The organism is Pseudomonas sp. BIGb0381, assembly GCF_024809815.1.
Classification (GTDB): Bacteria; Pseudomonadota; Gammaproteobacteria; order Pseudomonadales; family Pseudomonadaceae; genus Aquipseudomonas.
In genome coordinates, this window is the sequence record NZ_JANUEN010000011.1 from 86,815 (window position 1) to 110,578 (window position 23,764).

The following is a 23,764-nucleotide window of genomic DNA, read 5'->3' on the forward strand; positions in this document are numbered from 1 at the left end:
TAGGTATGCGCTTTCGCGCGTTGGTTGCTGTCGTAGGGGTGTTGCTTGCGGCAATGACTGTCAATGCTCTGGCTGCTTCACAGGTGAAGAGTGTTCGCCTGTGGCGAGCGCCGGATAACACGCGACTGGTGTTCGACCTGTCTGGCCCGGTCCAGCACAGTGTCTTTACCCTAACGGCGCCTGATCGGCTGGTGATCGACATCAACGGTGCGACCCTGGCCGCGCCGTTGAACGTGTCCACCGCCAATACGCCGATTACCGCCATGCGCTCGGCGCAGCGCACGCCGACTGACCTGCGGGTAGTCATCGACCTGAAAAAGGTCGTGACCCCGAAAAGCTTCTCCCTGGCGCCAAACGCCCAATACGGCAACCGGCTGGTAGTCGATCTGTTCGACAACGCCGCCGATGCCGCGCCGCCGCCTGCGCCAACTCCAGCCGTGGCAACAGTGCCGGCAGTACCGGTCAACCCGTCCCAACCCCAGGTCAAGCTGCCACCGCCGCCGCCAGCCCCGGCCGGCAAGCGTGACATCATCGTGGTGATCGATGCCGGCCACGGCGGCGAAGACCCGGGCGCCTCTGGTTCGCGCGGCCAGCATGAGAAAGACGTGGTGCTGGCCATCGCCCGTGAACTGCAGCGCCAGGTCAACGGCATGAAAGGCTACCGCGCCGAACTGACCCGTACCGGCGACTACTTCATTCCGTTGCGCGGTCGTACCGAAATCGCCCGTAAGAAGGGCGCCGACCTGTTTGTCTCGATCCATGCCGACGCCGCACCTTCGGCCGCCGCCTTCGGTGCTTCGGTGTTTGCCCTGTCGGATCGCGGCGCCACGTCCGAGACCGCCCGCTGGCTGGCCGACAGCGAAAACCGTTCCGACTTGATCGGCGGGGCTGGCAACGTGTCCCTCGATGACAAGGACAAGATGCTCGCCGGTGTACTGCTTGATCTGTCGATGACGGCTTCGCTGACCTCCAGCTTGAACGTCGGCCAGAAGGTGTTGAGCAACATCGGCCGTGTGACCTCGTTGCACAAGCAGCGCGTGGAACAAGCCGGGTTCATGGTGTTGAAGTCGCCGGACATCCCATCGATCCTGGTGGAAACCGGGTTTATCTCCAACGTCAACGAAGCCTCGAAGCTGGCCAGTGCCAGGCACCAGCAGGCCTTGGCGCGTTCCATCAGCGCCGGTGTCCGCCAGTTCTTCCAGCAGAACCCGCCGCCGGGCACCTACATTGCCTGGTTGCGCGATTCCGGCAAAATCGCCCAGGGCCCGCGTGATCATCGCGTGCAACCGGGCGATACGCTGGCCATGCTGGCGGTGCGGTTCCAGGTTTCGGCCGCGTCCTTGCGCAGCGCCAACAACCTGAAGACCGATGAGTTGAAGGTCGGCCAGGTGTTGACCATCCCTGGCACTGAATTGGCGGCACAGTAATGAGCGAATCAACCTTGAACAGCGGGTCGCGCATTGAATTGCTCAGCCCGCGCCTCGCCAACCAGATTGCGGCGGGCGAGGTCGTCGAGCGCCCGGCATCGGTGATCAAGGAGTTGCTGGAGAACAGCATCGACTCCGGCGCCAAGCGCATTGATGTCGACGTGGAGCAGGGCGGCGTGAAACTGTTGCGCGTGCGCGACGACGGCAGCGGGATCTCCTCCGATGACCTGCCGCTGGCCCTGGCCCGCCACGCCACCAGCAAGATTCGCGACCTGGAAGACCTTGAGCGCGTGATGAGCCTGGGCTTTCGCGGTGAAGCATTGGCCTCCATCAGCTCCGTGGCGCGCCTGACCCTGACGTCGCGCACCCGTGATGCCGAGCAGGCCTGGCAGGTGGAAACCGAAGGCCGCGACATGGCGCCTCGGGTCCAGCCGGCTGCGCACCCGGTGGGCACCTCGGTGGAAGTGCGCGACCTGTTCTTCAACACCCCGGCGCGGCGCAAATTCCTCAAGGCCGAAAAAACCGAATTCGATCACCTGCAAGAAGTCATCAAGCGTCTGGCCCTGGCGCGTTTCGATGTGGCGTTTCACCTGCGCCACAACGGCAAGACCATCCTCAGCCTGCACGAAGCCCACGACGACGCCGCGCGCGCTCGCCGGGTGTCGGCCATCTGCGGAGCGGGTTTCCTGGAGCAGGCGCTGCCGATTGAGATCGAACGCAATGGCCTGCGCCTTTGGGGTTGGGTGGGCTTGCCGACCTTCTCCCGCAGCCAGGCGGACTTGCAGTATTTCTTTGTGAATGGCCGGGCGGTACGCGACAAACTGGTGGCCCACGCAGTGCGCCAGGCTTATCGCGATGTGCTGTTCAACGGGCGGCATCCGACCTTTGTGCTGTTTTTCGAGGTCGACCCTTCGGTGGTCGACGTCAACGTGCACCCGACCAAACACGAAGTGCGCTTCCGTGACGGGCGCATGGTGCATGACTTCCTCTATGGCACCTTGCACCGTGCCCTGGGCGATGTGCGCCCGGATGACCAGTTGTCTGCGCCCATCGTGACGGCGGTGGTGCGTCCGAGCGGCCCCGAAGCGGGCGAGTTTGGCCCTCAAGGCGAAATGAGCCTGGCGGCAAACCTGCTGCAATCGCCGCAACCCCAGCCGAGCTACACAGCGCCGGGCTCTGGCTCGGGAGCGGGTTATCAGTACCAATACACACCGCGTCCGCAATCGGCTGTGCCGGTCGCCGAAGCGCAGGCTGCCTATCGTGAGTTTTTTGCGCCGTTGCCAGGGGCCGAGCCGGGCGCAGTGGCCTTGCCGGAAGGTGGCGGTGATATTCCACCGCTGGGCTACGCGTTGGCGCAGCTCAAGGGCATCTACATCCTCGCGGAAAATGCCCATGGCCTGGTGCTGGTGGACATGCACGCCGCTCACGAGCGGATCATGTACGAGCGCCTGAAGATCGCCATGGCCAGCGAAGGCCTGAGTGGCCAGCCGTTGCTGGTGCCCGAATCCCTGGCCGTCAGCCAGCGTGAGGCCGATTGCGCCGAAGAGCATCACGCTGTGTTTCAAAAACTGGGCTTCGAGTTGCAGCGCCTGGGTCCGGAAACCCTGGCCATTCGCCAGATTCCCGCACTGCTCAAGCAGGCCGAGGCCAACCGGCTGGTCGCCGATGTGTTGGCTGACCTGATGGAGTACGGCACCAGCGACCGTATCCAGGCACACATCAATGAACTGCTCGGTACCATGGCCTGCCACGGCGCCATCCGCGCCAATCGCCGCCTGGCCTTGCCGGAAATGAACGGCCTGCTGCGCGACATGGAAAACACCGAACGCAGCGGTCAGTGCAACCATGGCCGTCCGACCTGGACCCAGATGGGCCTGGACGATCTGGACAAACTGTTTTTGCGCGGCCGTTGATGAGCGCCTTGCCCCCCGCGATCTTCCTGATGGGCCCCACGGCCGCCGGCAAGACCGACCTGGCCATCGAGCTCACCAAGGTGCTGCCGTGCGAACTGATCAGTGTCGATTCTGCCCTGGTTTACCGGGACATGGACATCGGTACCGCCAAACCCTCAAAAGAGCTGCTGGCGCAGTATCCGCACCGGTTGATCGACATTATCGACCCGGCCGAGAGCTATTCCGCAGCGGATTTCCGCACTGACGCCCTGGCCGCCATGGCAGAGATCACTGCGCGGGGCAACATCCCGTTGCTGGTGGGCGGCACGATGCTCTACTACAAGGCTTTGCAGGAAGGGCTGGCCGACATGCCGCCCGCCGATGCCCAGGTGCGCGCCGAGCTTGAAGAAGAGGCCGCGCGCCTTGGCTGGCAAGCCCTGCACGACCAATTGGCAGTGGTTGACCCGGTATCTGCCGCGCGCATTCACCCCAATGATCCCCAGCGCCTCAGTCGCGCCCTGGAAGTCTGGCGGGTCAGCGGACAGACCATGACTGAACTGAGGCTGAAACAAACTGCGCAAAGTGCTGACGCAGGCGCATCTGGACAGTCACAATTGCCCTATACTGTGGCGAATCTGGCCATCGCTCCGGCAAATCGCCAGGTGCTGCATGAACGAATTGCACAAAGATTCACAATTATGTTGGAACAGGGGTTTGTGGACGAGGTCGTAGCACTGCGTTCAAGAGGTGACCTGCATCCAGGGTTACCTTCGATACGTGCTGTAGGCTACCGCCAAGTCTGGGATCATCTGGATGGCAAGCTGACGTCAGCTGAAATGCAGGAGCGCGGCATCATTGCCACGCGCCAATTGGCGAAGCGCCAGTTCACCTGGCTGCGCAGCTGGAGCGATTTGCACTGGTTGGACAGCCTGGACAGCGACAATCTGTCACGCGCCTTGAAATACTTGGGAACGGTCTCCATATTGAGCTGAGTCCTTGCAATTGCCGTCTATCCTTGGGGGTGTGGCGGCCATAAGCTATCTATTTTCCGATTTTTTATTATTGATCCTTAAAGGAGTGCGGCACATGTCAAAAGGGCATTCGCTACAAGACCCTTACTTGAATACTTTACGTAAAGAGAAAGTGGGGGTTTCCATCTACCTGGTCAACGGTATCAAGCTGCAAGGCACGATCGAGTCGTTCGACCAGTTCGTGATCCTGCTGAAAAACACCGTCAGCCAGATGGTCTACAAGCACGCTATCTCGACAGTGGTTCCAGTTCGTCCAATCCGTCTGCCGAGCGCAGCCGGTGATGATGCAGCTGACGCTGAGCCAGGTAACGCCTGATAGGAGTCTCCTTTGTTCTTTGAGCGCCACGGTGGTGGTGAGCGAGTAATCCTCGTTCACTTGGATGGACAGGACCCTGAGGCGCGCGAAGATCCGCAGGAGTTTCAGGAGTTGGCAAATTCGGCCGGCGCCGAGACCGTTGCGTTTTTTAACGTGCCGCGTCATCGGCCAACCGCCAAATTCCTGATTGGCAGTGGCAAGGTCGAGGAGCTGCGCGACCTGGTCCATGCCGAAGAAGCCGATCTGGTGATCTTCAACCATACCCTCACGCCCAGTCAGGAACGTAACCTCGAACGTGTATTCGAGTGTCGCGTGATCGACCGCACCGGTCTGATTCTCGATATTTTCGCCCAGCGCGCCCGTACCCATGAGGGCAAGCTCCAGGTCGAACTGGCCCAGCTTGACCACATGAGCACCCGGCTGGTTCGCGGTTGGACTCACCTTGAGCGTCAGGGTGGCGGTATTGGCATGCGGGGCCCGGGTGAAACCCAGTTGGAAACCGACCGGCGCCTGCTGCGGGTTCGCCTGCGTCAGATCAAGGGCCGGCTGGAGAAGGTGCGTAGCCAGCGCGAGCAATCGCGACGTGGCCGTTCACGTGCCGATATTCCTACCGTGTCCCTGGTGGGCTATACCAACGCCGGCAAGTCCACGCTGTTCAACAACGTGACGAAATCGGACGTGTATGCGGCTGACCAGCTGTTCGCTACCCTCGACCCGACCTTGCGCCGTCTGGATATTGACGACCTGGGGCCGATTGTCCTGGCCGACACCGTGGGTTTCATTCGTCATCTGCCCCATAAGCTGGTCGAGGCGTTTCGGTCTACGCTCGAAGAGTCGAGCAACTCCGACCTGCTGTTGCACGTGATCGATGCGGCCGAACCGGATCGCATGTTGCAGATTGAACAGGTCATGGTCGTGCTGGGCGAGATTGGCGCCCAGGACTTGCCGATCCTTGAGGTCTATAACAAACTCGATTTGCTTGAAGGCGTTGAGCCACAAATCCAGCGCGACGAGAACGGCAAGCCCCAGCGGGTCTGGCTGTCGGCGCGCGATGGCAGTGGTTTGGAGCTGCTTGAACAAGCCATTGCCGAGTTGCTCGGCAGCGATTTGTTCGTCGGCACCTTGCGCTTGCCTCAGCGTTTTGCTCGACTGCGTGCACAGTTTTTCGAGCTGGGCGCGGTACAGAAAGAAGAACACGACGAAGAAGGTGTCAGCTTGCTGGCCGTTCGGTTGCCGCGCTCGGAGCTCAATCGGCTGGTCAGCCGTGAAGGCGTAGTACCGACAGAGTTCATCGAACAACACACTTTGCAATAAAAGCCTGAGAAAGCGGTTGTGCCGCAGTAGCAGGCATTCTGTAGCATTGGTCGGCGCGCCGTGGGTGCGTCTTTGCTTTATCAGATGGAGAGCGCTATGGCTTGGAATGAGCCGGGTGGCAACTCGAATAATCAGGATCCTTGGGGTGGTAAACGCCGCAATAATGGCGACCGCAAGGGGCCACCAGATCTCGACGAGGCCTTCCGAAAGCTGCAGGAAAGCCTGAATGGGTTGTTCGGTGGTGGAAAAAAACGTGGTGGTGACGAGGGCGGTCGTACGAGCAAGGGCGGCGGCTATGGCCTGCTGGGCCTGGGTCTTGTCGTGCTGGCGGCTGTATGGCTGTACAGCGCCGTATACGTCGTGGACGAGCAGGAGCAAGCCGTGGTGCTGCGCTTCGGTAAGTACTACGAGACTGTCGGTCCTGGCCTGAACATCTATTTCCCGCCGATCGACAAGAAGTACATGGAGAACGTCACGCGTGAGCGTGCCTACACCAAGCAGGGCCAGATGCTGACCGAAGACGAGAACATCGTCGAAGTGCCGCTGACCGTGCAGTACAAGATCAGCAACCTGCAGGACTTCGTGCTGAACGTAGATCAGCCGGAAATCAGCCTGCAACACGCAACCGAAAGCGCCCTGCGCCACGTGGTGGGTTCCACCGCCATGGACCAGGTGCTGACCGAAGGTCGTGAGTTGATGGCCAGCGAAATCAAGGAGCGCCTGCAACGGTTCCTCGATACCTATCGCACCGGTATCACCGTCACCCAGGTGAACGTACAGAGCGCAGCGGCACCGCGTGAAGTGCAGGAAGCCTTCGACGACGTGATCCGCGCCCGTGAAGACGAACAGCGTTCGCGCAACCAGGCTGAAACCTACGCCAACGGCGTCGTGCCGGAAGCCCGTGGCCAGGCTCAGCGTATCCTTGAGGATGCCAACGGTTACCGTGACGAAGTGGTCTCCCGTGCCAAGGGTGAAGCGGATCGCTTTACCAAGCTGGTCGCCGAGTACCGCAAGGCACCTGAAGTGACTCGTGAGCGTCTGTACCTGGACACCATGCAGGAAGTCTTCAGCAATACCAGCAAGGTCCTCGTGACCGGCAGCAAGGGTGGGCAGAACAACCTGCTGTACCTGCCGCTGGACAAGATGATCGAAGGTGGTCGTAGCAGCTCCAATGCACCGTCCACCGGCTCCAATGCCGCTGCCAACGAAGCGAGCGCCCGTGCGGCCGCTGACTTGTTGCAACAGCAAACACGTACCAGGGAGAGTCGTTGATGAGCAATAAATCGCTGACCGCCCTGATTGTGGGCGTCGTCGTGGTCATCGCTGCCTGGAACTGCTTCTACATCGTGGCTCAGACCGAGCGTGCGGTGCTGCTGCAATTCGGTCGTGTGGTCCAGGCGGATGTCCAGCCGGGCCTGCATGTGAAAGTCCCCTACGTCAACCAGGTGCGTAAGTTCGACGGCCGCCTGATGACGCTGGATGCACCGACACAGCGCTTCCTGACCCTGGAAAAGAAAGCCGTGATGGTTGACGCCTACGCCAAGTGGCGCGTCAAGGATGCCGAGCGCTTCTACACCGCCACCTCCGGCCTCAAGCAGATTGCCGACGAGCGTTTGTCGCGTCGTCTGGAATCGGGCCTGCGTGACCAGTTTGGTAAGCGCACCCTGCACGAGGTGGTGTCCGGTGAGCGTGATGCGCTGATGGCGGATATCACACGTTCGTTGAACACGATGGCGGAAAAAGAGCTGGGCATCGAAGTTGTCGATGTTCGGGTCAAGGCCATCGATTTGCCGAAGGAAGTGAACCGCAGCGTGTTCGAGCGTATGAGCACCGAGCGTGAGCGTGAGGCCCGTGAGCACCGTGCCAAGGGTAACGAGTTGGCTGAGGGTATCCGTGCGGATGCCGACCGTCAGCGCCGTGTACTGCTGGCAGAAGCCTATCGCGAGTCTGAAGAGGCCCGTGGTGATGGTGATGCTCAAGCCGCGTCGATCTACGCCAAGGCTTACGGCCAGGACCAGGAGTTCTACGCGTTCTACCGTAGCCTGCGTGCCTACCGTGAAAGTTTCGCGAACAAAACCGACGTCATGGTGCTGGACCCAAGCAGCGACTTCTTCCGCTACCTGGAAAAGTCCAAGTAACCAGCCCGTGATTTTGTAGGGCGCACTCCGTCGGGCGGCTAAAACGCCTGGCGGGGTGATCCTTTCAGAAAACGGGTGTATGATGCGGCAGCCGGGAAATTCCCGGCTTTTTTGCGTCTGCATGTTTGATTCGGCAGGCGTGACAGGTTTTTCGAGGAAAGTGCCCGACGAGGCCGTTAACAGGTCGTTCGTCACGTCGCTCTTGCGCGTGGTTTATGCAGGGGGCGGGTATTTTCTGCTTCACTCAAGGCTCGGCCGAGGGCTGGCCGCCCGGATCATAGGGGAATGGCGTAATGGCAACGGTAGACCGCTGGCTGCTGCCAGATGGCATCGAAGAAGTACTGCCACCAGAAGCTGCGCGCATTGAAGTAGCGCGTCGCCAGGTGTTGGATCTGTTCCAGAGCTGGGGTTACGAGTTTGTCGTGACCCCCCATATCGAGTACCTGGAATCCCTGCTGACCGGCGCGGGCCAGGACCTGGATCTGCGCACCTTCAAGGTCATCGACCCGCAATCGGGCCGGCAAATGGGGTTCCGTGCCGACATCACGCCGCAAGTGGCGCGCATCGATGCGCACACCTTGCGCCGCGAAGGCCCGAGCCGCCTGTGCTACGCCGGCAGCGTGCTGCACGCTCAACCGCGTGCCTTGTCGTCTTCCCGCAGCCCGATCCAATTGGGTGCGGAGTTGTACGGTGATGCCAGCCCGAGCAGCGACGTTGAAGTGATCAGCCTGATGCTGGCCATGCTGCAACTGGCTGATGTCCCAGATGTTCACATGGACCTCGGTCACGTGGGGATCTACCGTGGCCTGGCCCGTGCGGCCGGTTTGTCCGGTGAAGTCGAGCAACAGCTATTCGATGCCCTGCAGCGCAAGGCGATCGATGAAGTCATCGCCCTGACTGCTGGCGTGCCTGCGGATCTGGCCGACATGCTGCGTGCATTGGTCAACTTGTGTGGCGGCCGTGAAGTGCTGGTGGCTGCACGTGAACGCCTGGCCAAGGCACCGGCGCCGGTATTGGCTGCATTGGATGACGTGCTGGCGATTGCTGAGCGGTTGTCGGCGCGCTTCCCGCAGTTGCCGCTGTATTTTGATCTGGGCGAGTTGCGCGGCTACCACTACCACACCGGTGTGGTGTTCGCGGTGTTTGTACCGGGTGTTGGCCAGGCCATCGCCCAAGGTGGTCGTTACGACGACATCGGCGCCGACTTCGGTCGTGCGCGTCCGGCCACCGGCTTTTCCACCGATTTGAAAACCCTGGTGACCCTGGGGCGTGCTGAGGTCGAGCTGCCGTCTGGTGGCATCTGGATGCCCGACAGTACGGACGCAGCACTCTGGCAGCAGGTTTGCCAGTTGCGCAGTGAGGGTCAGCGAGTTGTCCAGGCATTGCCCGGGCAGCCATTGGCCGCCGCCCGTGAAGCGGACTGCGACCGGCAATTGATTCTGCAGAACGGGCTTTGGCAAGTATCGCCACTGGCTTCTTGAGTTTTCCTGCCGGCCATCGCCGGCACCAAGTTTGCGCGAATGAGGACAAGTGTTATGGGTAAGAATGTCGTAGTCCTGGGCACCCAATGGGGTGATGAGGGCAAAGGCAAGATCGTTGATCTGCTGACCGAACATGCTGCCGCCGTAGTGCGCTACCAAGGCGGCCACAACGCTGGCCACACCCTGGTCATCGATGGCGAAAAAACCGTCTTGCACCTGATCCCGTCGGGCGTCCTGCGCGAAGGCGTGCAGTGCCTGATCGGCAATGGCGTCGTGGTTGCACCGGATGCCCTGCTGCGTGAGATCACCAAGCTGGAAGAGAAAGGCGTACCGGTGCGCGAGCGCCTGCGTATCAGCCCGTCCTGCCCGCTGATCCTGTCCTTCCATGTTGCGCTGGACCAGGCCCGTGAAAAGGCCCGTGGCGAGCTGAAGATCGGTACCACCGGTCGCGGCATCGGCCCGGCCTACGAAGACAAGGTCGCGCGTCGCGGCCTGCGTGTGGGCGACCTGCTCAACATGCCGCGCTTTGAAGACAAGCTGCGTGAACTGGTGGATTACCACAACTTTATGCTGGTGGGTTACTACAAAGAGCCGGCCATCGAATTCGACAAGACCCTGGCTGAGTGCAAGGAATACGCTGAGCTGCTCAAGCCGCTGATGCTGGATGTGACCGCAGAGCTGCACGACCTGCGTCGCGCCGGCAAGGACATCATGTTCGAAGGCGCCCAGGGTTCGTTGCTGGACATCGACCACGGTACCTACCCGTACGTGACCAGCTCCAACACCACTGCTGGCGGCGTTGCTACCGGTTCGGGCGTTGGTCCTATGTTCCTGGACTACATCCTCGGCATCACCAAGGCCTACACCACCCGTGTAGGTTCGGGCCCGTTCCCGACTGAACTGTTCGACGAAGTCGGTGCGCACCTGGCCAAGCAAGGTCACGAGTTCGGCGCGACCACCGGCCGTGCTCGTCGTTGTGGCTGGTTCGACGCCGTTATCCTGCGTCGCGCTATCGATGTGAACAGCATCTCGGGCATCTGCTTCACCAAGCTGGATGTACTCGACGGCCTGGAAACCATCAACATCTGCGTCGGCTACAAAGATGCCGAAGGCAAGGACGTTGCCCCGGTCGACGCCGACAGCTACGTGGGCCTGCAGCCAGTGTACGAAGAAGTGCCGGGCTGGAGCGAGTCGACCGTGGGCGCCAAGACCCTGGAAGAGCTGCCAGCTAATGCCCGCGCCTACATCAAGCGTGTCGAAGAGCTGATCGGCGCGCCGATTGACATTATTTCGACGGGCCCGGACCGCAACGAAACCATCGTTCTGCGTCACCCGTTCGCTTAATAAGTTGTTGATGTAAAAAGCAAAGGGCTCCTTCGGGAGCCCTTTGTCGTTTCTACTGCCTGAGCGGCACGACCCTTGCTTCGCTTCTCTCTTTCGCGGTGCTATCAAATTAATGGCACCCGTGGTGGAGGGATTCCCGATGTCTGCCGTTCTCTCATTGTTACAAAGCCGTCTGTTGCGGCCGGTGTTCGTTACCCTAGGTATCGCTCTTTTGGTGCAAGTGCTGGTGGCGGTTGCCCTCACCCGGAGCACAGTCACGGCGCTGGAAGCCGATTTAGGCAGTCGCCTGGGCATCGACAGCCAGAAGCTGTCCGGTGAATTGGCCCAGGCCGGCAAGGAAGTCACGTCGAGCCTGGACAGCTTGTCCAACAGTACCCGTCAGCGTCTGACCGCCGGGCTTTCCGAGCGCCTGCAGGCTGAGCAGAAGCAATTGCGTGCCACGCTGGAAAAAGACCTGCAGGACTCCGCCAATGATATGGCGCAGTTACTCGCCTCGGTGGCGCCCCGTGCCATGTGGGACAGTGACGTGCCGACGCTGTCGGAGTTTGCCCGGCGTGCACAGCGCAATCCCAACGTATTGTTCGTGGTTTATGACGACGCAGCGGGTGAGCACCTGACTCGTTATCTGAATCGCGAAAATCCGATCAACAAGGCGTTGCTGGAAAAAGGCCAGGGCGATCGCGCCCTGGACAAAGTCCTGAACGCTGCGAAGAACGATCCTTCGGTGTTCTACGTCGAGGCTTCCATCAGCCCTAACGGCGTGGAGATTGGCAAGGTGCTCATGGGGGTGTCGACCGCGTCGGTCGAGGCCGATCTGCAAGCGCTGGACAAGCGTTTTGCCGCATTGATTGCCAGCGGCGATCAGTTGGTCGGCGACAGCCTCAAAGGTGCCGCGGCGGATAGCGCGGCGGCCATGGGCGCTCGCCTGCAGTCGGCGCAAGCCACTGCGACCCAGATGACCGTCAACACCACCGGCGCCGTGCAGGAGGCTGCCGGCACCTTGCGTTGGCGCATCGGCATGGGGCTGGCGGGGGTTGGTTTCGGCGTATTGCTGCTGATCGCCGTGGTTCTCGGCCGTCGCGTGGTCAATCGCCTGAAACTGCTTATCGCGGCCATGGATGACCTGGCCGCGGGCGAGGGCGACCTCACCAAGCGCGTTCAAATCAACAGCAAAGACGAAATCGGCGACATGGCCTCGGCGGTCAATCGCTTTGTGGATAAGTTGCAACCCATCGTGCGCGAGGCGGGCGATGTGGCGCAGCGTACCGGCGTGGAAATCGGCGCCATGACCTTGCGCAATGCCGGCGCCGATGCGGCAGCTGGCTTGCAGCGTGATGAGGTGGCGGAGAGTTTGCGCGCGCTGTCGCAAATGGCCGACGAGGCCCAGGCCGAAAGCCACGCCATGCAGGCGGCGTTGCAACAGGTGGTGGATATTCGTCAGGCGACGGACGAGAACTCGCGCACTTCGGCCGAAGTCGGCAGTTTGATCGAGGCACTGGCGGGGCAAGTGCAGGCCGGTTCGCAGGTCATCGAGCGTCTGGCCCAGCAAAGCGAGCAGATCGAAGTGGTGCTGACGGTCATCCATGGCATCGCCGAGCAGACCAACCTGCTGGCGCTCAACGCGGCCATCGAAGCAGCGCGTGCCGGCGAAACGGGGCGTGGCTTTGCGGTGGTGGCGGACGAAGTGCGTGCGTTGGCCAGCAAGACCCAAAGTTCTACTGGCGATATCCAGGCGCATATCGTCGCGTTGCAGCAGGGCGCACGCGAAGCGGTCGAAACCATCGGCAAGGCCGGGCGTCAGGCCAATGAAGGCTTGCTGGTGCTGCGCGACAGCGTGCGCTTGCAGCAGACGGTGCAGGCCTCGGTGGAGCAGGTGCATGCGGCGATTGGCCTGGCTACCCGCGCAGCCGAGCATCAAGCCCAGGGTGCCCATGCGGTGCGAGGCCGGGTCGAGGTGATCCATGCCCAGGCCGAGCGTGCGGCGCAGGCGGTGGTGGAGACTACCGCCAGTGGCAAGGTGCTGGACGGGTTGGCGGCGCAGTTGAAGGCGAGTCTGGGGCAGTTTCGGGCTTAGCGTCGTCTGTTCTGGCCTCATCGGGAACAAGCCCCCTCCCACGGGTTGAAGTGCATTCAAAATGTGGGAGGGGGCTTGTCCCCGATAGCGATCTCAGCGGCTCAAGTACATCCGGGTTGTTAACAGATAGACCGGCAGCCCCGACACCACTATCAACAACGCCGCATAAGGCGCCGCCGCCGCAAACTCCACATTCGAGGTGTGCGCCCACACGGCAGTCGCCAAGGTATTCAGTCCGGTCGGACTGAGCAGCAACGTCGCCGTCAATTCCTTCATGGCGTCCAGGAACACCAGCGCAAATGCCGCCCCCAATGCCGGAAAAATAATCGGCAGCGTCACTCGGCAAAATGCACTGAACGACGATGCCCCCAGCGTGCGTGCAGCCTCTTCCAGTTGCGGTGCGGCTTTGTTCAAGGCTGTGCGGATCGGCGCCTGGGCCAATGGAAGAAACAACAACGCATAGGCGATCAGCAACAACGCCGACGTCTGGTACAGCGCCGGCACGTAATGCAGGGCGAAATACACCAGCGTCAACGCAATCACCAGGCCGGGCAGGGCGTGCAGCAGGTACGGCAGGCGTTCGGCCCAGATCGCCAGTTGGCCTTTGTAGCGCACCACCAGCAGTCCCACCGGTACCGCCAGCACCAGGCATAGTGCCGCGCCACCCAGCGACAGCGTCAGGGAGGACAGCAATGCCTCACCAATCTCGGCCACCGGAAACGCCGCCGAGGAACCTACCGCCAACCAATAGCCGAGCATGCCCAAGGGAATGCCGCTGCCGATGATCGCCAGCGTCAGGCAATACACCTGGCCCAGTGGCGCCCACTTGCCCAGTCGCACCTGCGCCGCATGTCGCGCCGCGCCCTGCCCGATGCGCACATGCCGGCCCTTGCCGCGCACGCGCAGCTCCAGCCATAGCAGGGTCAGGCACATCACCAGCAATACCGCCGAAAGCATCGCGGCATTGGCGTTACTGAATTCCAGTTCGAATTGCTGGTAGATCGCAGTGGTAAAGGTTTGCAGGCCGATGATCGACAGCGCGCCGAACTCCACCAGCATATGCAGCGCGATCAAAAGTGCCCCGGCCAGCAGCGACGGCCACAGCAAGGGCAGGGTGATGCGAAAGAATACGCCCCAGCGATTCAGGCCCAGAGTGCGGGCCGATTCTTCAAGGGAGGGGTCCAGGTTGCGCAAGGTCGCTGCCACCGGCAAAAACACCAGCGGGTATTTGGACAGGGTCATCACCAGGATCGCTCCGCCGAGCCCTTCGAAGTTGGCGCTCAGCGATACCCAGGTGAAGCTGCTGACAAACGCCGGCACCGCGAACGGCAGGCACAGGATTACGCCCCAGATGCGGCGCCCCGGCAGATTGCTGCGTTCCAGCAGCCAGGCCAGGGATAGGCCGATTACGCCGCACGCCACCGTCACACCGATCATCAGCGCCAGGGTGTTGCGCAGCAGTCCGAATACGTAGGGTCGCCAGAGCAGATGCACCGCCTGCGCCCAGCCCGCCTGCCAGGCCTTCAGTCCGACGTACACCAGTGGCAGCAGGCTCAGGCCAACCAGTAGCAGGACGGGGAGCAGTAGCCAGATCGAAGGGCGCTTGCGGCGTGGGCTGAACCCCCCGCGCAAGGCGGGGGTGGGTAGCGATGGGTTCATCAGTTCAAGCCAACCTCACGTTCCAGCTCCAGGGCTTCTTCCGCGTTGCCCAGGTCGGCGGGGGTGACTTTCGGCGGTTGCAGTTCGCTGAAAGGCTTGAGGCCGCGGTTGGATTCCATGCCCTTGCGCAGCGGGTACTCGGCCGAGGTGTTGGTGATCACGCGCTGGCCTTCTTCGCTGGCCATGAACGCCAGCAGTTGCTGGGCTTCTTTTGGATGCTTGCTGGATTTCAGCGCGGCCGCCGAAGACACGGTGATCAGGCCGCCGGCATCGCCGTCGGTGAAGTAGTGCAGTTGGGAGTCCAGGTTGGTTTTTTCTTTCTTCAGGGCAAACCAGTAGTAGTTGTTCACCAGTACGGTGGCGACTTCGCCATTTTCCACGGCTTTAAGGGCAACCATGTTGTTGCTGTACACCTTGCCGAAGGCGCGCAGACCGGTCAGCCATTCTTCAGCGGCTTCGCGACCGTGCAACTTGATAATTGCCACGGCCTGTTCCTGGAACGCGCCGCTGGTGGGTACGAAGCCGACCTTGCCTTGCCACTCGGGGCCGGCGAAATCCAGTACCGACTTGGGCAGGTCTTTCTCGGCAATCAATTTCGGGTTGAAGGCCACGACGCGCGTGCGTGCGGTTACGCCCATCCAGTCGCCTTTGCGGCCGACGTAATCCTTGGGGAGCACGTCGAGCGTGCCAGCGTCGATCTTGGCCAGCAGGCCTTGCTCGCCAAGTTTGTTCAGTGGCGGCGATTCTTCGGTGTAGATCACGTCGGCAGGGGAGCGGTCGCCTTCTTCCACGACCTGGCTGGCCAGTTGGTTGCTGCTGCCTTTGCGTACGTTGACGTGAATGCCTGTCTTGGCTTCGAAGGCATTGGCGAGTTCGTCGCCGACTTCTTTGTGTTGGCCGTTGTACAGGGTCAGGGAGACCTTGTCGGCGGAATAGGCGGCGGGGGAGAGTAGGGTCAGGCCGAGCAGAGTGATGGTCAGGCCGCGCAGAAGGGATGTCTTGAGACGGGTATCGCGGATCATCATCCGGAGGTTTCCTCGCTTGAGTGCAACAAATCATTGCAAGGATAAACGATAAAACTTCTCAAGTGCGGCGCGGGAAGGAAATTGCAGGCGGAGTTTTCAAACCCCTGAAACGAAAAAACCCGCTTTCGCGGGTTTGATCTGAATTTGGTGCCCAGGAGAAGACTCGAACTTCCACGACCTTGCGATCACCAGCACCTGAAGCTGGCGTGTCTACCAATTTCACCACCTGGGCATTATCAAGCAACGTTGCCGCTGTTGATGGGGCGAACTATACGGCGGGCTTTTTAATCTGTAAACCCCTGATTCGAAAAATATAAATCAATTTTCTCGTTAAAAATCAGAAGCCTGAAACGAAAAAACCCGCTTTCGCGGGTTTGATCTGAATTTGGTGCCCAGGAGAAGACTCGAACTTCCACGACCTTGCGATCACCAGCACCTGAAGCTGGCGTGTCTACCAATTTCACCACCTGGGCAGCATCAACAACGTTGCCGTCGTCGATGGCGCGCACTATACGGAGCCGTTTTTTAGCTGTAAACCCCTGCTATGAAAAAAACCTGGAAAATTTCGCCAATGGTCGTGCAAGGTGCGCGGCGAGGGCTGTAAAAGGCTTTTAAACGCTTGTTGATGCCTGAAATTTCCCGTTTCAATACGCGTATGCCAAACTAACCCGCATATAGACAAGGTGAAAAATCTCTAATGGCCGATTGGCAGTCCCTCGATCCCGAGGCCGCTCGTGAAGCGGAAAAATATGAAAACCCTATTCCTAGCCGCGAACTGATCCTGGCGCACCTCGCCGATCGGGGTTCGCCTGCTAGCCGCGAGCAGTTGGTTGAAGAGTTCGGTCTGACCACCGAAGACCAGCTCGAAGCCCTGCGCCGCCGCCTGCGTGCCATGGAGCGCGATGCTCAACTGATCTACACCCGCCGTGGTACCTATGCACCCGTGGATAAGCTCGACCTGATCCTCGGCCGCATTGCCGGCCACCGTGATGGTTTCGGCTTCCTGATCCCGGATGACGGCAGTGATGACCTGTTCATGAGCCCAGCGCAAATGCGCCTGGTGTTCGATGGCGACCGTGCCCTGGCGCGCGTTTCCGGTCTGGACCGCCGCGGTCGCCGTGAAGGCGTGATCGTCGAAGTGGTGTCCCGCGCCCACGAGTCCATCGTCGGCCGTTACTTCGAAGAAGGCGGTATCGGCTTTGTTGTGCCGGATAACCCGAAGGTCCAGCAGGAAGTGCTGATTACCCCGGGCCGCAATGGCGCTGCCAAGGTCGGCCAGTTCGTCGAGGTGAAAATCACCCACTGGCCAACTGCGCGCTTCCAGCCCCAGGGCGATATTGTTGAAGTGGTCGGCAACTACATGGCGCCGGGCATGGAAATCGACGTCGCGCTGCGCACCTACGACATTCCTCACGTCTGGCCTGACGCTGTGCTCAAGGAAGCCGCCAAGCTCAAGCCGGAAGTCGAAGAGAAGGACAAAGAAAAGCGCATCGACCTGCGTCATCTGCCGTTCGTCACCATTGACGGTGAAGATGCCCGCGACTTCGACGATGCGGTCTACTGCGAAGCCAAGCCCGGCAAGCTGCGCCTGTTTTCCGGCGGCTGGAAGTTGTTCGTCGCGATTGCCGACGTCTCCAGCTATGTGAAAATCGGTTCGGCCCTGGATAACGAAGCCCAGGTACGCGGCAACTCCGTGTATTTCCCTGAGCGCGTGATCCCGATGCTGCCTGAGCAGCTGTCCAACGGCCTGTGCTCCCTGAACCCGAAAGTCGACCGTTTGGCCATGGTGTGCGAGATGACTATCTCGAAAACCGGCGAAATGACCGATTACCAGTTCTACGAAGCGGTGATCCACTCCCAGGCGCGCCTGACCTACAACAAGGTCAGTACCATCCTGGAGCAGCCGAAAACCGGCGAAGCCAAGGCGTTGCGTGGTGAGTACGGGCATGTCGTGCCGCACCTCAAGCAGCTCTACGCGTTGTACAAGGTGTTGCTGGGTGCCCGTCATGTGCGTGGCGCGATCGATTTTGAAACCCAGGAAACCCGGATTGTCTTCGGTTCCGAGCGCAAGATCGCCGCGATCACTCCGACCACCCGTAACGATGCGCACAAGCTGATCGAGGAATGCATGCTGGCGGCCAACGTGGCCACCGCTGAATTCCTGAAAAAGCACGAAATCCCTGCGCTCTACCGTGTACACGATGGTCCGCCACCGGAGCGCCTGGAAAAACTGCGCGCGTTCCTCGGAGAGCTGGGCCTGTCCCTGCACAAAGGCAAGGACGGCCCGACGCCGAAGGACTACCAGGCACTCCTGGCCAGCATCAAGGACCGTCCGGATTACCACGTGATCCAGACCGTGATGCTGCGTTCCCTGAGCCAGGCGGTGTACAGCGCCGACAATCAGGGCCACTTCGGCCTGAATTACGAGGCGTACACCCACTTCACCTCACCGATTCGCCGTTATCCGGATTTGCTCACGCACCGCGCAATCCGCAGCGTGATCCATTCCAAGCAGAACACCCCGCACGTCAAGCGTGCCGGTGCCATGACCATTCCAAAGGCGCGGATCTATCCGTACGACGAAGCGGCCCTGGAACAGTTGGGCGAGCAGTGCTCCATGAGCGAGCGCCGCGCCGACGAAGCCACCCGCGACGTGGTGAACTGGCTCAAGTGCGAGTTTATGAAGGACCGCGTGGGCGAGTCGTTCCCGGGCGTGATCACTGCCGTGACCGGCTTTGGCCTGTTTGTCGAGCTGACCGACATCTACGTCGAAGGCCTGGTGCACGTCACTGCCTTGCCGGGCGACTACTACCACTTCGATCCTGTGCACCACCGCTTGGCGGGTGAGCGTACCGGTCGCAGCTTCCGTCTGGGCGATACCGTCGAAGTGCAGGTCATGCGCGTCGATCTCGACGAGCGCAAGATCGACTTCGGTATGCCTGACAAACCTGCCGAGCCGGCGGGCCGTAAAAAACGAGGCAGCGAACCTGCTGCGCCAGCAAGCAAAGGCAAGGGCGTTCCTGCGAAAGCTGCTGCCGCCGAGCCTGCGCCAGCCAAGGCAGGTCGTCGTTCGTCTTCCAAGGACAAGGCTCCCGAAGCCTACCGCCCAAGCGACGCGGCGGCGAAAAATGCCGAATTGCGCAAAAGCCGTGAATTGAAGCAGCAGTTGCTCAACGAAGCCAAAAGCGGTGGTAAAGCGGCGTCTGGGGGAAATTCCCAGGGGGCGGAAAAGCCGTCGAGCAAGCCAAGTAAACACCGTAAAGGCCCGCCAAAAGCGGGTTCGGCCCCCGCGAAAAGCGGCGGGTCGCGCAAACCTAAGGCCAAGTCATGAGTCTGGAAAAAATCTACGGCGTCCACGCCGTAGAAGCACTGCTGCGTCACCACCCTAAGCGCGTCAAGCAAGTGTGGCTGGCCGAAGGCCGCAGCGAGCCGCGCGTGCAGGCGTTGGTCGAGCTGGCCAACCAAAACAAAGTCGCCATCGGTCAGGCCGAGCGTCGTGAAATGGACGTGTGGGTCGAAGGCGTTCACCAGGGTGTGGTGGCGGACGTCAGTCCGAGCCAGGTCTGGGGCGAAGCGATGCTCGATGAGCTGCTCGACCGTACCGAAGGTGCGCCGCTATTACTGGTGCTGGACGGCGTGACCGACCCGCACAACCTCGGCGCGTGCCTGCGTTCGGCCGATGCTGCGGGTGCGCTGGCGGTGATTGTGCCTAAAGACAAGTCGGCTACCTTGACGCCGGTTGTGCGTAAGGTCGCCTGTGGCGCGGCGGAAGTGATTCCGCTGGTGGCCGTGACCAACCTGGCGCGCACCTTGGAGAAACTCCAGCAGCGCGGCCTGTGGGTCGTGGGCACGGCGGGAGAGGCTGAGGTCAGCATTTATGACCAGGACCTCACCGGCCCGACCATCCTGATCATGGGGGCCGAAGGCAAGGGCATGCGTCGCCTGACCCGTGAACATTGCGATTACCTGGTGCACCTGCCGATGGCCGGTAGTGTCAGCAGCCTGAACGTGTCGGTCGCGACCGGCGTGTGCCTGTTTGAGGCCCAGCGTCAGCGTGGGGCCAAGCCCAAGGCGAAGAAGTAGTTCTAAGCCTGGAATAGAACCAACATGTGGGAGGTGGCTTGCCCCCGATAGCGGTGTTTCAGCTACAGATGCTGTGACTGACCCACCGCTATCGGGAGCAAGCACCCTCCCACATTTGCTTTTGAGGTGTTTGGGGAGATTGTTCAAATAATCACCAATCACCTTGCGCCCGTTCTTCCCCTTCTCTACAATTGCGCCCCTTGCCTTCCTGGCAGGCACCGATGTGCCTCCCTGCGGCAAGATCCATAAGTGTCATTCACTCCTTGTCTGACCGTTTTTGAGCGGCAGGCTACAACCCGTAAGGAGCATTCATGCGTCATTACGAAATCATCTTTTTGGTCCACCCGGATCAAAGCGAGCAAGTCGGCGGCATGGTTGAGCGTTACACCAAGCTGATCGAAGAAGACGGCGGCAAAATCCACCGTCTGGAAGATTGGGGTCGTCGTCAACTGGCCTACGCAATCAACAATGTTCACAAGGCTCACTACGTGATGCTGAACGTTGAGTGCACTGGCAAGGCCCTGGCCGAGCTGGAAGACAACTTCCGCTACAACGATGCAGTGATCCGTAACCTGGTCATCCGTCGCGAAGAAGCCGTTACCGGCCAATCCGAGATGCTCAAGGCTGAAGAAAACCGCAGTGAGCGCCGTGAGCGTCGCGACCGTCCTGAGCACGAAGGCGCTGATAGCGCTGATAGTGATGACAGCGACAGCAGCGATAACGCTGACGAGTAATCCACGGACCTTATTAAGGAGCCTATCAAATGGCACGTTTCTTCCGTCGTCGTAAGTTTTGCCGCTTCACCGCTGAAGAAGTGAAGGAGATCGATTACAAAGATCTCAACACTCTGAAAGCCTACGTATCCGAGACCGGCAAAATTGTTCCAAGCCGTATCACCGGTACCAAAGCACGTTATCAGCGTCAGCTGGCCACCGCTATCAAGCGCGCCCGCTTCCTGGCCCTGCTGGCCTACACCGACAGCCACGGCCGCTGAGACCGGGCAGTCGACAAGTAGTAAGGGATTGAATGCATGCGCGCCTTAGCTGAGTTCATCATGCGCGGTCGTGTGCAGGCCACTCTGGTAGTGGCTGGATGTGCGGCATTGCCGTTGCTTTATTGGTTGGGTGCTGCCGCAGGTTGCCTTGTGCTGCTGCGGCGCGGTTTGCAGGATGCCTTTGGCATCCTGGCCCTGGGACTGGTAGCCGCCTTGATCTGGTGGCTGCAATTGGGCGAACCCAAGGTACTTTTGGTGCTGCTGGGGTCGACGAGCCTTGCGTTGGTTTTGCGCGCAAGTGAGTCCTGGGTCCGCACGCTGCTGGTCAGCGTGGCATTGGGGTTGGTGTTTTCGGTGTTGATTGACGCGGCTTTCCGCCCGCAAATCGAGGCGCTGGCGCAGGAGATCGTCAAGATCCTGCCGCTGGCCCTCGGGGAACTCTACCAGCAGCTTTCGGTAGATGAGCGAGCGCATCTTGCGACACTGGTTGCACCGGCCCTGATCGGCCTGATGGCGGTAATGATGCAGATCGTCAGCGTGCTGAGCCTGATGCTTGGGCGTTATTGGCAGGCGTTGTTATACAACCCGGGTGGTTTTGGTCGCGAATTTCGCAGTATCAGAATCCCTGTGGGCCCGGCGATGTTGCTGCTGGCACTCATGGTTGTCGGACCGAACCTCGGTTCGCAGATGGCCTTGACCGTGCTGTTTTGCAGCGTACCGCTGGTGTTTGCCGGGCTGGCCCTGATTCACGGGCTGGTCGCGCAGAAGCGCCTGGCCAGGTTCTGGCTGGTGGGGTTGTACGTAACGATGTTGCTGTTCATGCAGCTGATCTATCCGTTACTCGTGGTTCTGGCCATTGTCGACGGCCTGATTGATTTTCGCGGTCGTCTGGCGCCGAAAGACGCCGATAACGCGAACGGTGAAGGTTAAAAGTTAGAGGATTTTCACATGCAACTGATCCTTCTGGAAAAAGTCGCCAACCTGGGCAACCTGGGCGACAAAGTGAACGTTAAGGCCGGCTACGGTCGTAACTACCTGCTGCCTTACGGCAAAGCCACCGCTGCAACCGCTGCCAACCTGGCTGCGTTTGAAGAGCGTCGTGCTGAGCTGGAAAAAGCAGCAGCAGACAAAAAAGCTTCGGCCGAAACTCGCGCTGCCCAACTGGCTGAGCTGGAAGTGACTATCACTGCCACCGCCGGTGACGAAGGCAAGCTGTTCGGTTCGATCGGCACCCACGACATCGCTGATGCACTGACCGCCTCCGGCGTTGAAGTGCAGAAGAGCGAAGTTCGTCTGCCGAACGGCACCATCCGCAACGTAGGCGAATTCGACGTAGCCGTGCACCTGCACGCCGAAGTTGAAGCCACCGTACGCGTTGTCGTGGTAGCAGCTTAAGCAACACCTAACTGACTGGCACCTCGCGTGTCAGGCAGTTAACATCGGGCACGATCCTGTTTACAGGTCGTGCCTTTTGTTTTTCTACAATCCCCTAATTCCAAGTGGCCATGAACGATATTTCAGCTCCTGAGCAATACGATCTGCAAACCGCTGCCCTGAAGGTGCCGCCGCATTCCATCGAGGCCGAACAGGCCGTGCTCGGTGGCCTGATGCTGGACAACAACGCCTGGGAACGCGTGCTGGATCAAGTCTCGGACGGTGATTTCTATCGTCATGACCACCGCCTGATCTTCCGTGCCATCGCCAAACTGGCCGACCAGAACTCGCCAATCGACGTGGTGACCCTGGCCGAGCAATTGGACAAGGAAGGCCAGACATCCCAGGTCGGTGGCCTGGGCTACCTTGGTGAATTGGCAAAAAACACGCCGTCCGTCGCCAACATCAAGGCCTATGCCCAGATCGTTCGCGAGCGCGCCACCCTGCGCCAACTGATCGGCATCAGCACCGAAATCGCCGACAGCGCCTTCAACCCCGAAGGCCGCACCGCCGCCGAAATCCTCGACGAAGCCGAGCGCCAGATTTTCCAGATCGCCGAGGCGCGCCCGAAAACCGGTGGCCCGGTCAGCGTCAACGACCTGCTGACCAAGGCCATCGACCGCATCGACACCTTGTTCAACACCGACAACGCCATCACCGGTATTTCCACCGGCTACACCGACCTCGACGAGAAGACCAGCGGCCTGCAGCCTTCCGACCTGATCATCGTCGCCGGCCGTCCATCCATGGGTAAGACCACCTTTGCGATGAACCTGGTGGAAAACGCCGTGTTGCGCAGCGACAAGACCGTACTGGTGTACTCCCTCGAGATGCCAGGCGAATCGCTGATCATGCGTATGCTGTCGTCTCTGGGCCGTATCGACCAGACCAAGGTCCGTGCCGGCCGCCTGGAAGACGACGACTGGCCGCGCCTCACTTCGGCTGTCAACCTGCTCAACGACCGCAAGCTGTTTATCGATGACACCGCCGGTATCAGCCCGTCCGAGATGCGCGCACGTACCCGTCGCCTGGTACGTGAGCACGGCGATATCGCCCTGATCATGATCGACTACCTGCAGTTGATGCAGATCCCAGGTTCCAGCGGCGATAACCGCACCAACGAGATTTCCGAGATCTCCCGGTCCCTCAAGGCCCTGGCCAAGGAATTCAACTGCCCGGTAGTTGCCCTGTCCCAGCTCAACCGCTCCCTGGAGCAACGCCCTAACAAGCGTCCGGTGAACTCCGACTTGCGGGAATCCGGAGCGATCGAGCAGGATGCTGACGTGATCATGTTCGTGTACCGCGACGAGGTGTATCACCCCGAGACCGAACACAAAGGCATTGCTGAAATCATCATCGGCAAACAGCGTAACGGTCCGATCGGCTTTATCCGCCTGGCATTCATCGGCAAATACACGCGTTTCGAGAACCTGGCGCCGGGCAGCTACAACTTCGACGACGACGAATAACCCTTCTGTTCAATTCCGACCATTACCGTCGGAATTGGTCAAAATTTGTGCTATATTCCGCGCCCGCGATTTTTCATCTCAAC

The 23,764-nt window shown here is 60.5% G+C and carries 19 protein-coding genes and 2 tRNA genes; 17 read left to right on the forward strand and 4 right to left on the reverse strand.

All coding sequences use genetic code 11. The features are described 5' to 3' along the window. The first annotated feature begins 5 nt into the window (after window positions 1–5). From M2397_RS24905 to M2397_RS24950, 10 genes are all read left to right on the forward strand, one after another. Entirely contained in the window at window positions 6–1,427 is a 1,422-nt protein-coding gene (locus tag M2397_RS24905; protein ID WP_131696770.1) for an N-acetylmuramoyl-L-alanine amidase, read from the forward strand. Then, a complete protein-coding gene (gene mutL, locus M2397_RS24910; RefSeq protein WP_131696769.1) occupies window positions 1,427–3,340 on the forward strand; it encodes a DNA mismatch repair endonuclease MutL in 1,914 nt (637 codons plus the stop codon). The genes M2397_RS24905 and mutL overlap by 1 nt, the downstream gene beginning before the upstream one ends. Then, the gene (miaA, locus tag M2397_RS24915) at window positions 3,340–4,311 is read left to right on the forward strand and encodes a tRNA (adenosine(37)-N6)-dimethylallyltransferase MiaA (protein WP_053139381.1); all 972 of its coding nucleotides are present in this window, start codon (window positions 3,340–3,342) and stop codon (window positions 4,309–4,311) included. Before mutL ends, miaA begins: the two co-directional genes overlap by 1 nt. Before the next feature lie 94 nt (window positions 4,312–4,405). After that, entirely contained in the window at window positions 4,406–4,666 is a 261-nt protein-coding gene (hfq, locus tag M2397_RS24920) for an RNA chaperone Hfq (protein ID WP_003171355.1), read from the forward strand. 12 nt (window positions 4,667–4,678) lie between these two features. Further along, window positions 4,679–5,980: a ribosome rescue GTPase HflX gene (gene hflX / locus M2397_RS24925; RefSeq protein ID WP_027604899.1), complete on the forward strand. Its 1,302-nt coding sequence runs from the start codon at window positions 4,679–4,681 to the stop codon at window positions 5,978–5,980. Between the two features lie 96 nt (window positions 5,981–6,076). After that, window positions 6,077–7,252: an FtsH protease activity modulator HflK gene (gene hflK, locus M2397_RS24930; protein WP_131696767.1), complete on the forward strand. Its 1,176-nt coding sequence runs from the start codon at window positions 6,077–6,079 to the stop codon at window positions 7,250–7,252. Next, window positions 7,252–8,118 carry a protease modulator HflC gene (gene hflC, locus M2397_RS24935; RefSeq protein ID WP_122538372.1) on the forward strand — a complete coding sequence of 289 codons (867 nt, stop codon included), beginning with the start codon at window positions 7,252–7,254 and terminating at the stop codon, window positions 8,116–8,118. Before hflK ends, hflC begins: the two co-directional genes overlap by 1 nt. Before the next feature lie 293 nt (window positions 8,119–8,411). Then, window positions 8,412–9,599: an ATP phosphoribosyltransferase regulatory subunit gene (locus M2397_RS24940; RefSeq protein ID WP_053139387.1), complete on the forward strand. Its 1,188-nt coding sequence runs from the start codon at window positions 8,412–8,414 to the stop codon at window positions 9,597–9,599. Between the two features lie 54 nt (window positions 9,600–9,653). Continuing rightward, window positions 9,654–10,943, forward strand: coding sequence for an adenylosuccinate synthase (locus M2397_RS24945; RefSeq protein WP_027604896.1), 1,290 nt, complete (start codon window positions 9,654–9,656; stop codon window positions 10,941–10,943). 139 nt (window positions 10,944–11,082) lie between these two features. Beyond that, on the forward strand, window positions 11,083–13,017 hold the full coding sequence (locus M2397_RS24950) for a methyl-accepting chemotaxis protein (protein ID WP_259244674.1): 1,935 nt from the start codon (window positions 11,083–11,085) through the stop codon (window positions 13,015–13,017). Between the two features lie 93 nt (window positions 13,018–13,110). On the opposite strand, the gene M2397_RS24955 is transcribed toward M2397_RS24950, so the two are convergent. The 4 genes from M2397_RS24955 to M2397_RS24970 all read right to left on the reverse strand — a co-directional run bounded on the left by M2397_RS24955 (window position 13,111) and on the right by M2397_RS24970 (window position 16,174). Then, complete coding sequence (locus M2397_RS24955; RefSeq protein WP_259244676.1) at window positions 13,111–14,676, reverse strand: iron ABC transporter permease; 1,566 nt, start codon at window positions 14,674–14,676, stop codon at window positions 13,111–13,113. Beyond that, window positions 14,676–15,701: an extracellular solute-binding protein gene (locus M2397_RS24960; protein WP_259244677.1), complete on the reverse strand. Its 1,026-nt coding sequence runs from the start codon at window positions 15,699–15,701 to the stop codon at window positions 14,676–14,678. Before M2397_RS24960 ends, M2397_RS24955 begins: the two co-directional genes overlap by 1 nt. Window positions 15,702–15,846: 145 nt before the next feature. Further along, window positions 15,847–15,933 (reverse strand) — tRNA-Leu (locus M2397_RS24965). A 154-nt stretch (window positions 15,934–16,087) separates the two neighbouring features. After that, window positions 16,088–16,174 (reverse strand) — tRNA-Leu (locus M2397_RS24970). Window positions 16,175–16,398: 224 nt separating this feature from the next. On the opposite strand from M2397_RS24970, the gene rnr reads away from it, so the two are divergent. The 7 genes from rnr to dnaB all read left to right on the forward strand — a co-directional run bounded on the left by rnr (window position 16,399) and on the right by dnaB (window position 23,681). After that, the gene (gene rnr / locus M2397_RS24975) at window positions 16,399–19,032 is read left to right on the forward strand and encodes a ribonuclease R (RefSeq protein ID WP_259244678.1); all 2,634 of its coding nucleotides are present in this window, start codon (window positions 16,399–16,401) and stop codon (window positions 19,030–19,032) included. Then, window positions 19,029–19,784 carry a 23S rRNA (guanosine(2251)-2'-O)-methyltransferase RlmB gene (gene rlmB, locus M2397_RS24980; protein WP_131696761.1) on the forward strand — a complete coding sequence of 252 codons (756 nt, stop codon included), beginning with the start codon at window positions 19,029–19,031 and terminating at the stop codon, window positions 19,782–19,784. The genes rnr and rlmB overlap by 4 nt, the downstream gene beginning before the upstream one ends. Window positions 19,785–20,095: 311 nt before the next feature. Beyond that, window positions 20,096–20,518 carry a 30S ribosomal protein S6 gene (rpsF, locus tag M2397_RS24985; protein ID WP_003171371.1) on the forward strand — a complete coding sequence of 141 codons (423 nt, stop codon included), beginning with the start codon at window positions 20,096–20,098 and terminating at the stop codon, window positions 20,516–20,518. 29 nt (window positions 20,519–20,547) lie between these two features. Continuing rightward, entirely contained in the window at window positions 20,548–20,778 is a 231-nt protein-coding gene (rpsR, locus tag M2397_RS24990; protein ID WP_003171373.1) for a 30S ribosomal protein S18, read from the forward strand. Between the two features lie 36 nt (window positions 20,779–20,814). After that, window positions 20,815–21,708: a hypothetical protein gene (locus tag M2397_RS24995; protein ID WP_259244680.1), complete on the forward strand. Its 894-nt coding sequence runs from the start codon at window positions 20,815–20,817 to the stop codon at window positions 21,706–21,708. A gap of 18 nt (window positions 21,709–21,726) precedes the next feature. Next, complete coding sequence (gene rplI, locus M2397_RS25000) at window positions 21,727–22,173, forward strand: 50S ribosomal protein L9 (protein ID WP_003171376.1); 447 nt, start codon at window positions 21,727–21,729, stop codon at window positions 22,171–22,173. Between the two features lie 110 nt (window positions 22,174–22,283). Next, on the forward strand, window positions 22,284–23,681 hold the full coding sequence (gene dnaB, locus M2397_RS25005; RefSeq protein WP_017526410.1) for a replicative DNA helicase: 1,398 nt from the start codon (window positions 22,284–22,286) through the stop codon (window positions 23,679–23,681). Window positions 23,682–23,764: the final 83 nt, after the last annotated feature.

Bases quoted from the DNA above. Each gene is read 5' to 3' on its own strand.
- rnr (WP_259244678.1), top strand. From the start codon at position 16,399: ATGGCCGATTGGCAGTCCCTCGATCCCGAGGCCGCTCGTGAAGCGGAA.
- mutL (WP_131696769.1), top strand. From the start codon at position 1,427: ATGAGCGAATCAACCTTGAACAGCGGGTCGCGCATTGAATTGCTCAGC.
- hflK (WP_131696767.1), top strand. From the start codon at position 6,077: ATGGCTTGGAATGAGCCGGGTGGCAACTCGAATAATCAGGATCCTTGG.
- hfq (WP_003171355.1), top strand. From the start codon at position 4,406: ATGTCAAAAGGGCATTCGCTACAAGACCCTTACTTGAATACTTTACGT.
- rpsR (WP_003171373.1), top strand. From the start codon at position 20,548: ATGGCACGTTTCTTCCGTCGTCGTAAGTTTTGCCGCTTCACCGCTGAA.
- hflC (WP_122538372.1), top strand. From the start codon at position 7,252: ATGAGCAATAAATCGCTGACCGCCCTGATTGTGGGCGTCGTCGTGGTC.
- M2397_RS24995 (WP_259244680.1), top strand. From the start codon at position 20,815: ATGCGCGCCTTAGCTGAGTTCATCATGCGCGGTCGTGTGCAGGCCACT.
- miaA (WP_053139381.1), top strand. From the start codon at position 3,340: ATGAGCGCCTTGCCCCCCGCGATCTTCCTGATGGGCCCCACGGCCGCC.
- M2397_RS24950 (WP_259244674.1), top strand. From the start codon at position 11,083: ATGTCTGCCGTTCTCTCATTGTTACAAAGCCGTCTGTTGCGGCCGGTG.
- M2397_RS24940 (WP_053139387.1), top strand. From the start codon at position 8,412: ATGGCAACGGTAGACCGCTGGCTGCTGCCAGATGGCATCGAAGAAGTA.
- M2397_RS24955 (WP_259244676.1), bottom strand. From the start codon at position 14,676: ATGAACCCATCGCTACCCACCCCCGCCTTGCGCGGGGGGTTCAGCCCA.
- M2397_RS24960 (WP_259244677.1), bottom strand. From the start codon at position 15,701: ATGATGATCCGCGATACCCGTCTCAAGACATCCCTTCTGCGCGGCCTG.
- rpsF (WP_003171371.1), top strand. From the start codon at position 20,096: ATGCGTCATTACGAAATCATCTTTTTGGTCCACCCGGATCAAAGCGAG.
- M2397_RS24945 (WP_027604896.1), top strand. From the start codon at position 9,654: ATGGGTAAGAATGTCGTAGTCCTGGGCACCCAATGGGGTGATGAGGGC.
- M2397_RS24905 (WP_131696770.1), top strand. From the start codon at position 6: ATGCGCTTTCGCGCGTTGGTTGCTGTCGTAGGGGTGTTGCTTGCGGCA.
- rlmB (WP_131696761.1), top strand. From the start codon at position 19,029: ATGAGTCTGGAAAAAATCTACGGCGTCCACGCCGTAGAAGCACTGCTG.
- dnaB (WP_017526410.1), top strand. From the start codon at position 22,284: ATGAACGATATTTCAGCTCCTGAGCAATACGATCTGCAAACCGCTGCC.
- rplI (WP_003171376.1), top strand. From the start codon at position 21,727: ATGCAACTGATCCTTCTGGAAAAAGTCGCCAACCTGGGCAACCTGGGC.